Raw genomic sequence first — 12,569 nt, 5'->3', positions numbered from 1 at the left:
GGCCCGGGGGGGGGGGGGGGGGGGGGGGCTGGCCCGCGATAACGTTGTTTTTACCCCACCCGGGGGGGGCGGCGGTGGGGGGCCCCGCCTCCTCTCAGCCCCAATAGTTAGGTACCTAAGCACAAATACTTAGGCACCTAACTACCAACGAAAGGACATCCGCTCCGATGAGCAAGAAGGCCCCCGGCGCTCCCCCGCCCTTCCTCCTGTGGCGCGAGGTCCTGCTCGCCTACGCCATGCCCGCCGCCATGGCCGGGGCCGGTGGAGCCGTCACCGGCCAGCCCCAGCTGGTGGCCGCCGCGCTCACCACCATCGGCGGCACCTCCGCCCTGGTGGCCGCCGCACTCGGCGCCGCGCTGCGCCGCCGCCCCGTCCGCGCCCGGCCCGCCCGGACCCCGCGCGCCCTCGCGGCCGCCGCACTCGGCCTGGCCGGAGCCGCGCTCGGCCTGGCCGTCGGCCTCGCCGCCGCCCACTGGCTGCCGCAGGTCCCCCGGCTGGCCGACAGCCCGTGGCCGCACCGGCTCCCCATCGACCTGCCGGTCTCCTCGGCGATCGCCGCCACCATCACCACCTGGCACTGGCGCGGCAGCCGCCCGGCCCGCACGGCACAGCACCGACTCCCCACCGCACCCCTCCCCGAAAGGCAGACGTCATGATCGTCATCATGGGCGCCGGTGGCGCCACCGGCGGCGCCACCCTGCGCAGCCTCGCCGCCCTCGGCGCACCGAGCCGCGCCCTCAGCCGCGAGCCCGCCCGGCTGGCCGCCGCACTCGACGAGCGCACCCTCGCCCGCACGGCCACCCTCCCGGCGGACGCCGCCGACCCGGCCTCCCTGCGCGCGGCCTTCCGCGGCGCGCACCAGCTCTTCCTCACCATGGCCAACGGCCCGCAGCAGGTCCGGTACGAGCTGAACGCGATCGAGGCGGCGGTCGACTGCGGCGTGGAGCACATCGTCAAGGTCTCCGCGCCCGCCGCCGAGCCGGACTCCCCCGTCGCCGTCTCCCGCGGCCACCACCTGATCGAGGAGAGGCTGCGCTCCTCCGGCATCACCACCACCGTCCTGCGGCCGTACGCGTTCATGCAGAAGCTGCTGCTCCTGGCGCCCGGCATCGCCGCCGCCGGGATGGTGCACGGCGCGCTGGGACAGGCGCGTTGCAACTACGTGGACGCCCGGGACATCGGGGACGCGGCGGCCGAGGTGCTCACCCGCCCCGAGCTCGCCGGTGGCACCTATCCGCTCACCGGCGGGCGGGCCCACAGCTACCCGGAGCTCACCGCGCTGCTGGGCGAGCTGCTCGGCCGGCCGGTCCGCTACCTCGACCTGGGCCCGTCCGAGCTGCACGCCCACCTGGTCGGGCGGGCCGGGATGCCGGACTGGCTGGCCACCCACGTGGTGGAGATCCAGCAGCTCGCGGTGGTCCGCAAGGAGACGCCGGACGACACCTTCCTCCGCCTCGCCGGACGCGCTCCGCGCACCCTGGAGGCCTTCCTCGGCGAGAACCTGCACCGGTTCCGCTGACCGCCGGGCCGTACGGCGGGCCGGGGCCGGACCGAGGGGACCGGAGCGCGAAACCCGGCCCGCCGACGGCCCGCCACCCGAAGGGAGCAGCATTCGCTGTGGTGTGGATCACGGTCGAAGAATCGACCTGACGATCCGTCAATTTCACTGACACCTCGTCACATGGGTTCCAACAGACCTCAGTTATTGACTGACGAAGCGTCAGATTTGGCCACTCCGGCGCCAGTTGGGCCGTGTGTCCGCTCCTGCCGGGTCGCCGCCCCGGGGCTACCATCGGTCGGGTTGTCCGCTCCGGCCCCGGAGTGGGGTCACCCGATCAGGCGGTGCCCCCACCGCCCCAGGGGCCGGGCATCGGTCGGAACGGGGCGAGGACGAGGAGCGCACGGCTGCCATGACAGCTGAACCGAGCCACCCGGAGCAGTACCCCACGCCACCGCAGGATCCGACGCCCCACGCCGAACCCGCCCAGGGGTCCACGCCCCACGCCGAACCCGTCCAGGGGTCCACGCCCCACGCCGAACCCGCCCAGGCGCCGGTGCCGCAGGCCGAGCCTGCCCTCGCCCTGTTCCCCGGCCGCCCGGCCGCCGCCCCGCGCACCCTGGTCGACGTGCTGGACGCCACCATGTCCGCCCACCCCGACGAGCCCGCCCTGGACGACGGGCACACCGTGCTCAGCTACCGCGCGCTGGCCGCCGAGGTCGAACAGCTGCGCCGCCGACTGGCCGCCGCCGGGATCGGCCCGGGCGACCGGGTCGGCGTGCGCGTGCCCTCCGGCACCAACGACCTGTACGTCTCGATCCTCGCGGTGCTCGCCGCCGGGGCCGCCTACGTCCCGGTGGACGCCGAGGACCCGGACGAGCGCGCCGAGCTGGTCTTCGGCGAGGCCGCCGTCGCCGCCGTGCTCGGCGCCGAACGCGGCCTGGCGACCACCGGCGAGCGCGCTCCCGCCCTGGAGCGCCGCCCCACCCCCGCCGACGACGCCTGGATCATCTTCACCTCCGGGTCGACCGGCAAGCCGAAGGGCGTGGCCGTCACCCACCACAACGCCGCCGCCTTCGTGGACGCCGAGGCCGCGCTCTTCCTCCAGGAGGAGCCGATCGGCCCCGGCGACCGGGTGATGGCCGGCCTCTCGGTGGCCTTCGACGCCTCCTGCGAGGAGATGTGGCTGGCCTGGCGGCACGGCGCCTGCCTGGTGCCGGTCCCCCGCTCCCAGGTGCGCAGCGGCGCCGACCTCGGCCCGTGGCTGGCCGAGCAGGAGATCACCGTGGTCTCCACCGTCCCGACCCTGGCCGCGCTGTGGCCGGCCGAGGCCCTCAACGAGGTACGGCTGCTGATCTTCGGCGGCGAGGCCTGCCCGCCCGAGCTGGTGCAGCGCCTGGTCACCGAGGGCCGCGAGCTGTGGAACACCTACGGCCCCACCGAGGCCACCGTGGTCGCCTGCGCCGCCCTGCTGACCGGCGAGGGCCCGGTGCGGATCGGCCTGCCGCTGGACGGCTGGGACCTCGCCGTGGTGGACGAGGCCGGCCTGCCGGTCGCCCCCGGCGGCACCGGTCAGCTGGTGATCGGCGGAGTGGGCCTGGCCCGCTACCTCGACCCGGAGAAGGACGCCGAGAAGTACGCGCCGCTGCCCTCGCTGGGCTGGGAGCGCGCCTACCGCAGCGGCGACCTGGTCCAGGCGGACCCGGCCGGCCTGCTGTTCCTCGGCCGCACCGACGAGCAGATCAAGCTGGGCGGCCGCCGGATCGAGCTCGGCGAGGTCGACGCGGCCCTGCAGGCCCTGCCCGGCGTGGCGGGCGCGGCGGCCGCCGTCCGGACCGCGCGCGGCGGCAACCAGCTGCTGGTCGGCTACCTGGTGGTCCAGGACGGCTTCGACCGCGAGCAGGCCGTCGAGCGGCTGCGCGCCGAGCTGCCCGCCGCCCTCGTGCCGCTGCTGGCGACCGTCGAGGCCCTGCCCACCCGGACCTCCGGCAAGGTCGACCGGGCCGCCCTGCCCTGGCCGCTGCCCGAGCTGGAGAACGCGGGCCCCGGCGAGGAGCTGTACGGCACCGAGGCCTGGCTGGCCGAGCAGTGGTCGGAGATCCTCGGCGTGCGGGTCGGCGGCCCGCGCGACGACTTCTTCGCGATCGGCGGCGGCAGCCTGGCCGCCGCCCGGCTGACCACCCTGCTGCGCACCCGCTACCCGAGCGCGGCCGTACTGGACATCTACCAGCACCCGACGCTGCGCAAGCTCGCCCGGCACCTGGAGCGCACCGCCGGCGAGAGCGCCGAGGCCCGTACCGTCGCCCTGGTGCCGACCAGGGCCAAGCTGCTCCAGCTGCTCCTGCTGGTCCCGCTGTTCACCGTCGTCGGCCTGCGCTGGACGGTCGCCCTGCTGGCCGCCGGGAACCTGCTGACCCACCTCGGCGACTACCCGTGGGCGCCGACCGCCTCCTGGTGGTGGGTCGGCGCGGGCGCGCTCGCGCTGTACACCCCGGCGGGCCGGCTGGCCGTCGCGGCGGGCGGCGCCCGGCTGCTGCTGCGCGGGGTGCGCCCGGGCAGCCACCCGCGCGGCGGCTCCGTCCACCTGCGGCTGTGGACCGCCGAGCGGCTGGCCGAGCTGAGCGGCGCGGACTCGCTGTCCGGCGCCTGGCTGACGCGCTACGCCCGGGCGCTGGGCGCCAAGGTCGGGCCCGAGGTGGACCTGCACTCGCTGCCGCCGGTCACCGGGATGCTGAAGCTGGGCCGCGGCTGCGCGGTCGAGGCCGAGGTGGACCTGTGCGGCTACTGGCTGGACGGCGACCGGCTGCTGATCGGCCAGGTCAAGATCGGCTCCGGTGCCGTGGTCGGCACCCGGTCGACGCTGCTGCCCGGCGCCCGGGTCGGCAAGCGCGCCCAGGTGGCGGCCGGCTCCAGCGTCACCGGGCAGGTGCCGACCGGCCAGCGCTGGGGCGGCGCGCCCGCCGTCAAGCTGGGCCGCACCGAACGCGCCTGGCCCAAGGAGCGCCCCGCCCGCCGGGCCCGCTGGGCCTCGCTGTACGGCGCCAGCGGTGCCGTGCTCGGCCTGCTCCCGGCACTGCCGGCGCTCGCCGCGCTGGCCGTGCTGTCCCGGTTCGTCGACCAGGGCGCGGCGCTCGGCCCGGCGCTCGGCGGCGCGCTGCTCGGCCTGCTGCCCGCCACGCTGGCGTTCGGCGCGGTGTACGCGGCGCAGCTGGTGGTGCTGGTCCGGCTGCTGAGCACCGGCCTGGTGCCCGGGACGCACCCGCTGCACGGCCGGGTGGGCTGGCAGGCGTGGACCGTCACCCAGCTGATGGACCGGGCCCGCGAGGTGCTGTTCCCGCTCTACGCCGGGCTGGTCACGCCGCTGTGGCTGCGCACCCTCGGGATGCGGGTCGGCCGGGGCGCGGAGGTGTCCACGGTGCTGGCGCTGCCCAGCCTGACCACGGTCGGCGACGGCGCGTTCCTGGCCGACGACACCCTGATCGCCCCGTACGAACTCGGCGGCGGCTGGGTGCGGCTCGGCGAGGCGAAGGTCGGCGAGCGGGCGTTCCTCGGCAACTCGGGGATGACCGCGCCGGGCCGCTCGGTGCCCAAGCGCGGCCTGGTGGGCGTGCTGTCGGCGACGCCCGCGAAGGCGAAGAAGGGCGGCTCGTACCTGGGCATGCCGCCGATGCGGCTGCCGCGCTCGGCGGACCTGGCCGACCAGAGCCTGACCTACGAGCCGCCGGCCCGGCTGCTGTGGGCGCGCGGGCTGGTCGAGGTGGCCCGGCTGGTGCCGGTGCTGGCCTCGGCGGCGCTGGGCCTGCTGACCGCGGCGGCGCTGTCCTGGCTGGCGGCCGGCTCGCCGCTGACCGCCGCGCTGCTGTCGGGCCTGGTGCTGCTGGCGGCCGGCGCGCTGGCCTGCCTGGTCTCGGCCGCCGCCAAGTGGCTGCTGGTCGGGCGGTTCCGGGCGGTGGAGCACCCGCTGTGGAGCGGCTTCGTGTGGCGCAACGAGCTGGCGGACACCTTCGTGGAGATGCTGGCGGTGCCGTGGCTGGTCGGCGCGGTGCCGGGCACCCCGGTGCTGAACCTGTGGCTGCGCTCGATCGGCGCGCACGTCGGGCACGGGGTCTGGTGCGAGAGCTACTGGCTGCCGGAGGCGGACCTGGTCACCCTCGGCGACGGGGTCACCATCAACCGGGGCTGCGTGGTGCAGACGCACCTCTTCCACGACCGGATCATGCGGATGGATACTGTGGTCCTCCGCGAGGGCGCCACCCTGGGCCCGGGCGGCATCGTGCTGCCCGGCAGCACGGTGGGCGCGCGCAGCACGCTGGGCCCGGCCTCGCTGGTGATGCGCGCCGAGTCCGTCCCCGCCGACACGCGATGGCTGGGCAACCCGATCGAGGCGTGGCAGAGCACGCCGTGACCACCTCCCCGTCCCCCCGTCCCGGCCCGCAGGAAGCGCACGTCCCCGTGAAGCCCAAGCACGTCCCGGCGGCCGCCGGCGCCCCGGACCCGTACTTCCCGAACAGCGGCGACCACCGCTACCGGGTGCACCGCTACGAGCTGGCGCTGGACTACCGGCCCGGGCCCAACCGGCTGGCCGGCTCGGCCCGGCTGAGCGCGGTCGCGGACGCGGCGCTGGCGGAGTTCGCGCTCGACCTGGCCGAGTTCCGGATCGGCCGGGTGCTGGTCGACGGCAAGGCCGCCCGCTACACCCACCGCGGCGGCAAGCTGCGGATCCGCCCCGCCAGGGCGCTCGCGCCGGGCGCGGCGTTCACCGTCGAGGTGCACTACGCGGGCAACCCGCGCCCGGTGCGCAGCCCGTGGGGCGGCCTGGGCTGGGAGGAGCTGACCGAGGGCGCGCTGGTGGCGAGCCAGCCGGTCGGCGCGCCGTCCTGGTTCCCGTGCAACGACCGCCCCGCCGACAAGGCGACCTACCAGCTGGCGGTCACCACGCCGTCCCCGTTCACGGTGGTGGCGAGCGGCCGGCTGCTGACCCGCACCACCCGGGCGTCCAGCACCACCTGGGTGTACGAGCAGAGCGCGCCGACCCCGACGTACCTGGTGACGGTGTCGATCGGGCACTACCGGCCGGTGCCGCTGGCGGTGCGCCCGGCGGTGCCGCAGACCGGCTACGTGCCGGAGCGGCTGGCCGCCGCCTTCGCCCGGGACTTCGCCCGGCAGCCGGAGATGGCGGCGTACTTCGGCGAGGTCTTCGGCCCGTACCCGTTCGGCGAGTACGCGGCGGTCGTCGCGGACGAGGAGCTGGACGTCCCGGTGGAGGCGCAGGGCGTCGCCACCTTCGGCACCAACCACCTCGGCGGCGGCTGGGAGCGCGAGCGGCTGATCGCCCACGAGCTGGCCCACCAGTGGTTCGGCAACAGCGTCACCATCGCCGACTGGCGGCACATCTGGCTCAACGAGGGCTTCGCCAAGTACGCGGAGTGGCTCTGGTCCGAGCACGCCGGCGGCCCGGGCGCGGCCGTGCACGCCGCCGCCGCGCACCGGCTGCTGGCCGGACTGCCGCAGGACCTGACGCTCGGCGACCCGGGCCGCAGGCTGATGTTCGACGACCGGCTGTACCAGCGCGGCGGGCTGGTGGTGCACGCGCTGCGGCGGGCGCTCGGCGACGACGCGTTCTTCGCGATGCTGCGGGACTGGACGGGCGCCAACCGGCACGGCGTGGTCGCCACCGCCGACCTGCGCGCGCACGCCGCCCGGTACACCGCCGCGCCGCTCGGCCCGCTCTTCGAGGCCTGGCTGGAACGGCCGGAACTGCCGCCGCTGCCGGGCTGATCCGGTTCACCGGGCCCGGCCTGATCCGGTCACCGGGCCCGGGCGCGGGGGTTATTGGGCCCGTGCGCGGGATTATTGGGTCGGCGTCGTGGCCGGGCTGGACTACTGTCCGTGCACATGTCGATGAGTCCAGAAGCCCACATGACCGACCTCCCCTCCGAGCTGCTGCCCGCCACCCGCCGAGCCCTGCTGCACCGGCTCGCCGTCGCCCAGGCCGAGGGGCGCACGCCCTCGATGGTCGCCGGGGTGCTGCGCGACGGGCGGCCGGTGTGGAGCGGCGCCCGCAGCATGGTCGACGGGCACGCGCCGACCCCGGACGTCCAGTACCGGATCGGCTCGCTCACCAAGACCTTCGTCGCCGTGCTGGTGATGCGGCTGCGCGACGAGGGCCTGCTCGACCTCGCCGACCCGCTCTCCCGCCACCTGCCCGGCACCCCCGCCGACGACGCGACCGTCGCCCAACTGCTCGCGCACTCCTCCGGCCTGACCGCCGAGACCCCCGGCCCGTGGTGGGAGCGGACCGAGGGCTCGCTGCGGCCCGGCCTCGACGACGTCCTGGAGGCCGACCGGCCGCTGAAGCACCCCGCCGGGCGGGTGCACCACTACTCCAACCCCGGCTACGCGCTGCTCGGCGCCCTGGTCGCGAAGCTGCGCGGCGAGCCCTGGGGCGAGGTGCTGCGCCGCGAGGTGCTGGCCCCGCTCGGCATGGACCGCACCACGCTGCTGCCCGAGCACCCGCACGCCGGGGGCTTCGCCGTCCACCCCTGGGCCGACGTCATGCTGCCCGAGCCGCTCACCGACACCGGGCTGATGGCGCCGGCCGGCCAACTCTGGTCCACCATCGCCGACCTGGCCCGCTGGGCGGCCTTCCTGACGGCCGGCGACGACAGGGTGCTGTCCGCCGACACCGTCGCCGAGATGCGCCGCCCGGCCGTCGCCCCGGACGACGCCGAGTGGACCAGCGGCTACGGCCTCGGCCTGCAACTGCGCCGCGACGAGGGCCGGCTGCTGTACGGGCACACCGGCTCGATGCCCGGCTTCACCGCGGGCCTGTGGATCAGCGAGACCGACGGCCTGGCCGCGTACGCCCTCTCCAACGCCACCAGCGGTGCCAGCGCCGCGTCGCTGGCCGCCGAGTTGATCGCGCTCACCGCCGACCTGGAGCCCCGGCTGCCCGAACCGTGGCGCCCGCTCGCCGAGGTGGACGCGGAGCTGCTGGAGCTCACCGGTCCCTGGTACTGGGGCGCAGCGCCGGCCGCCCTGCGGCTGCGGCCCGGGCGGGTGCTGGAGCTCGCCCCGCTCACCGGCCGGGGCCGGGGCTCGCGCTTCCGGCCCGAGCCGGACGGCACCTGGACCGGTGTGGAGAACTACTACGCGGGCGAGACCCTGCGGGTGGTCCGCCACCCCGACGGCACGGTCAGCCACCTCGACGTCGGCTCCTTCGTCTACACCCGCGAGCCGTACGGCCCGGCCGGCGCCGTCCCGGGCGGGGTCGACCCGGAGGGCTGGCGGGCGTTCTGAGCGGCGCGCCGCGATCGTCACGACAGCGGCACGTCGGATCGTCACGACGGCGACGTGACGCGAGCGGCGTGACGGCGCGATCGTGACGACAGCGGCGTGACAGCAGCCGCGTGACGACCGCGGGGTCACGACAACGGGGGCGTGCGGTGCGGCCGTACGCCCCCGTGGTGCGTGTTGTCCACCCCCCGCGAACGAGCGCCCGGTGCCGGGCAGATGACCGCCGGGCCACGGGTGGTGCCATTCAACAGGTGCACATCTGCGGTCCTCCGGGCCGCAACATGAATGCCAACCGATTCGGAGAGAAACACGGGGACCGGTTCGCGTCCATGCCCAACCGCCTGCGGACCGGGACGGTGCCCTGGTGATCCACGGCACCGCCGATCGTGCTGCCCTGGAGGGTCCGCCATGACCACCGTCCCCACGTACGCTCCGTCCGCAGTCACCACCACCCACGACGCCCCGGCGGTCCCCGCGCCCCGCCCCCACCGGCCCGCCGCCCCGGCCTCGTACACCGTCTCCCTCGCCCGCGACGAGGACGACGTGCGCGCCGCCCAGCGGCTGCGCCACCAGGTCTTCGGCACCGAGCTGGGCGCCGAACTGCACAGCCCGGTCGCGGGCCTGGACGTCGACCCGTTCGACGAGTTCTGCGACCACCTGCTGGTCCGCGAAGGCGAGCAGGGCACCGTCGTCGGCACCTACCGGCTGCTGCGCCCCGAGGCCGCGCGCCGGGCCGGACGGCTGTACTCCGACGGCGAGTTCGACCTCTCCGCGCTCGCGCCGGTCCGCCCCGGCCTGGTCGAGCTCGGGCGCTCCTGCATCCACCCGGACCACCGGGGCAACGGCGCCGTCATCAACCTGATGTGGGGCGGCATCGCGCGCTACCTGGCCGACACCGGCAACACCTGGGTCGGCGGCTGCTGCTCGATCGAGCTGGCGGACGGCGGCGCCACCGCGGCCCGGGTCTGGGACACCGTCAGCGCCAAGCACCTGGCGCCCGAGGAGTACCGGGTCACCCCGCACCGTCCCTGGGATGCCACCGGGGTGGCGCGCGCCGAGCGGGGCGCGCTGCCGGCCCTGCTCCGCGGCTACCTGCGGCTCGGCGCCTGGGTCTGCGGCGCGCCCGCGTACGACCCGGACTTCGACTGCGCCGACCTGTACGTGCTGCTGTCGCTGGAGCGCACCGACCCGCGCTACCTGCGGCACTTCCTGTCCGGCGGACCCGCCTCGGGCGCCTCGTCGTGAGCGTCTGGCTGCCCACCGCGACCTGCCGGCCCGAGACCTGCCTGGCCGACGTCCCGCCGAGGGTCTCCCACCCCCGGCGGGCGCTGCGGCTGACGGCCTGTCTGGCGGCGGTGCTGGCCGGGGTCGTGCTCCTCCCGCCGGTCCGGCTGCTCCCGGACCGCGCCCGGAACCGGCTGGCCCGGCTCTGGGCCCGGGTCGTGCTGCGCACCCTCGGGGTGACGGTCCACCTCGCCGGGCCCGACGGCTGGGGGCCCGGCGCGGACGGCGGGGTGCTGGTGGTGGCCAACCACGTGTCCTGGCTGGACATACCGCTGCTCGCCGCCGGGCGGCCGGGCCGGTCGCTGGCCAAGACCGAGGTCCGGAAGTGGCCGGTGCTCGGACCGCTGATCGCCTTGGGCGGCACCGTCTTCCTGGACCGCGACCGGCTGCGGACGCTGCCGGACACCGTCGCGACGGTGGCCGAGGTGCTGCGCTCCGGCCACCCGGTGATCGTCTTCCCGGAGGGGTCGACCTGGTGCGGGCGGGAGAGCGGCCGGTTCCGGCCCGCGCTGTTCCAGGCGGCGGTGGAGGCGGGTGCCGACGTCCAGCCGGTGACGATCCGCTACCGGCTGGCGGACGGACGGCCGACCAGCGTGCCCGCCTTCATCGGGGACGACGGGCTGCTCACCTCGCTCGCCCGGGTGGTCGCGGCCCGCGGGCTGGTCGCCGACGTGACCTTCCTGCCGCCGATACCGCCGCCCGGGCCCCGGCCCGGCCGGGCGGGCGCCCGGCGCGAACTGGCCCGCACGGCGCAGGCGGCGGTGGAAGGGATCCGCTGACCTCGCACGACCTCCTGTGACCTTCCCGGCCTTCCGCGACCTCCCGCGACCTCCTGACAGCACCTCACCGGTCGGCTCAGGCGACGCCCGCCCCGGCCAGGTCCTCCGGCCGCGGCTCCCCGGAGGCCGCCGGGGCGAGCGGGCGGGCCCGGCCGACCAGGACGGCGACCAGGACCGCGGTGACGGCGAGCGCGGCCGAGCCGCAGCGCAGCGCGAGGTGGATGCCGTCGACGAAGGCCCCGTCCACCGCCTGGCGCACCGGCTCGGGCAGTGCGCCGGCCGCGCCGCCACCGCCGTGGGCCGCACTGGTCGGCGCGTCCGCGATCGGGCCGACGGCCTCCGGCGGGACGCCGAGCCGGTGCAGGGCCGAGGTCAGCCCGTCGGTCATCCGGTTGGTCAGGACGGCGCCGAGCACCGCGATCCCGAGCACGCCGCCGAGCTCGCGCAGGGTGTTGACGGTCGCCGAGGCCATCCCGGTCTGCGCCGGGGCGACCCGCTGGAGCACCGCGACCGAGACCGGGGTGAAGGTCAGCCCCATGCCGAAGCCCATCGTGAACAGCGTCCACAGGTACTCCGGGTAGCGGGCGTGGTCGCCGTACAGCGACAGCCCGCCGAGACCGAGCGCGCACAGCGCGAGGCCCAGCACCATCGGCGGCCGGGGGCCGTACCGGGCGGCGAACCGGCCGGACAGCGGCCCGGCGACCACCAGCATCGCGGTCATCGCCAGCCCGGCGTACCCCGCGCCGGACGGGGACCAGCCGAGCACGCCCTGCATCATCAGCGGCAGGAAGAACAGCGCCCCGAACATCCCGAAGCTCACCATGAACCCGCTGAGCAGCGCACCGCTCAACGCGCCGTCCCGGAACAGCCGCAGCTCCAGCATCGGCTCGGCCAGGCGCAGTTCGAGCAGCAGGAAGGCGGCCAGCAGGACGGCGGCGGCAGCGCCGCAGCCGGTCACCCGGGGGTCGGTCCAGCCTCGCGTGGGGCCCTCGATCAAGGCGTAGACGAGCAGGCCGAGGCCCGCCGCCGAGAGCGCGAACCCGCCGAAGTCGATCCGCCGGGCGCGCGGCGGGATCTCCGGGAGGACCTTGGCGGCGAGCAGGACGCCGGCCACGCCGATCGGCACGTTGATCCAGAACACGCTGGCCCAGCCGAAGTGTTCGACCAGCGGGCCGCCGATCACCGGGCCGATCGAGAGGCCGATCGCGGACACCCCGGACCACACGCCGATCGCCTTGGCCCGCTCGCGCTCGTCGGTGAACACGTGCCCCAGCAGGGTCAGGCTGCCGGGGGTGAGCAGCGCGGCCCCGACCCCCTGGACCATCCGGCCCGCGACCAGCACGCCGATCGTTCCGGCGAGCGCGGCCACGGCGGAGCCGAGCGTGAACAGGCCGAGCCCCAGTACGAACATCCGGGTACGGCCGTGGCGGTCGCCCAGCGCGCCGCCGGTCAGGACGAGTGCGGCGTAGACCAGGCTGTAGCCCTCCGCGACCCACTGGAGACCGCTGATCCCGGCGTCCAGCTCCTGCCCGATGCGGGGCAGGGCGACATTGACGACGACGTTGTCCAGCATGGCCATGAACATGGCGATGCAGAGCGTGAGCAGCGCGAGCCGTTTGCGGCGGGCGCTCGACTTCTCCATGGGTTCCCTTCCGATCATGAGCCCCTAACAGTGTTAGGGGTCGGCGTGACAGCCACAGAGTGCACCTAAC

8 protein-coding genes are annotated in these 12,569 nt (G+C 75.8%); 7 read left to right on the top strand and 1 reads right to left on the bottom strand.

What is annotated here, in order from left to right:
- The first annotated feature begins 167 nt into the window (after nt 1-167).
- From ACFRQN_RS21990 to ACFRQN_RS21960, 7 genes are all read left to right on the top strand, one after another.
- On the top strand, nt 168-656 hold the full coding sequence (locus ACFRQN_RS21990) for a hypothetical protein (protein ID WP_380741607.1): 489 nt from the start codon (nt 168-170) through the stop codon (nt 654-656).
- Complete coding sequence (locus ACFRQN_RS21985) at nt 653-1,519, top strand: NmrA family NAD(P)-binding protein (protein ID WP_380741606.1); 867 nt, start codon at nt 653-655, stop codon at nt 1,517-1,519. Before ACFRQN_RS21990 ends, ACFRQN_RS21985 begins: the two co-directional genes overlap by 4 nt.
- A 391-nt stretch (nt 1,520-1,910) precedes the next feature.
- Nucleotides 1,911-5,903, top strand: coding sequence for a Pls/PosA family non-ribosomal peptide synthetase (locus tag ACFRQN_RS21980; protein ID WP_380741605.1), 3,993 nt, complete (start codon nt 1,911-1,913; stop codon nt 5,901-5,903).
- 47 nt (nt 5,904-5,950) lie between these two features.
- Nucleotides 5,951-7,276: a M1 family metallopeptidase gene (locus ACFRQN_RS21975; protein ID WP_380741604.1), complete on the top strand. Its 1,326-nt coding sequence runs from the start codon at nt 5,951-5,953 to the stop codon at nt 7,274-7,276.
- A gap of 141 nt (nt 7,277-7,417) precedes the next feature.
- Nucleotides 7,418-8,797, top strand: coding sequence for a serine hydrolase domain-containing protein (locus ACFRQN_RS21970; protein WP_380741603.1), 1,380 nt, complete (start codon nt 7,418-7,420; stop codon nt 8,795-8,797).
- A 405-nt stretch (nt 8,798-9,202) separates the two neighbouring features.
- The gene (locus ACFRQN_RS21965) at nt 9,203-10,039 is read left to right on the top strand and encodes a GNAT family N-acetyltransferase (protein WP_049658096.1); all 837 of its coding nucleotides are present in this window, start codon (nt 9,203-9,205) and stop codon (nt 10,037-10,039) included.
- The gene (locus ACFRQN_RS21960) at nt 10,036-10,857 is read left to right on the top strand and encodes a 1-acyl-sn-glycerol-3-phosphate acyltransferase (protein WP_107418798.1); all 822 of its coding nucleotides are present in this window, start codon (nt 10,036-10,038) and stop codon (nt 10,855-10,857) included. The genes ACFRQN_RS21965 and ACFRQN_RS21960 overlap by 4 nt, the downstream gene beginning before the upstream one ends.
- Before the next feature lie 76 nt (nt 10,858-10,933).
- On the opposite strand, the gene ACFRQN_RS21955 is transcribed toward ACFRQN_RS21960, so the two are convergent.
- Nucleotides 10,934-12,499: an MFS transporter gene (locus ACFRQN_RS21955; RefSeq protein WP_380741602.1), complete on the bottom strand. Its 1,566-nt coding sequence runs from the start codon at nt 12,497-12,499 to the stop codon at nt 10,934-10,936.
- Between the last annotated feature and the right edge of the window lie 70 nt (nt 12,500-12,569).

It is taken from the genome of Kitasatospora sp. NPDC056800 (assembly GCF_042789775.1).
Taxonomy (GTDB): domain Bacteria; phylum Actinomycetota; class Actinomycetes; order Streptomycetales; family Streptomycetaceae; genus Kitasatospora.
Note: the sequence above shows the minus strand (reverse complement) of the source record. Positions and strands in the feature narration are given on the sequence as shown.

What these genes read in the sequence shown, in the direction of transcription:
- ACFRQN_RS21990 (WP_380741607.1), top strand. Translation starts at nt 168, where the DNA reads ATGAGCAAGAAGGCCCCCGGCGCTCCCCCGCCCTTCCTCCTGTGGCGC.
- ACFRQN_RS21985 (WP_380741606.1), top strand. Translation starts at nt 653, where the DNA reads ATGATCGTCATCATGGGCGCCGGTGGCGCCACCGGCGGCGCCACCCTG.
- ACFRQN_RS21980 (WP_380741605.1), top strand. Translation starts at nt 1,911, where the DNA reads ATGACAGCTGAACCGAGCCACCCGGAGCAGTACCCCACGCCACCGCAG.
- ACFRQN_RS21970 (WP_380741603.1), top strand. Translation starts at nt 7,418, where the DNA reads ATGACCGACCTCCCCTCCGAGCTGCTGCCCGCCACCCGCCGAGCCCTG.
- ACFRQN_RS21965 (WP_049658096.1), top strand. Translation starts at nt 9,203, where the DNA reads ATGACCACCGTCCCCACGTACGCTCCGTCCGCAGTCACCACCACCCAC.
- ACFRQN_RS21955 (WP_380741602.1), bottom strand. Translation starts at nt 12,499, where the DNA reads ATGGAGAAGTCGAGCGCCCGCCGCAAACGGCTCGCGCTGCTCACGCTC.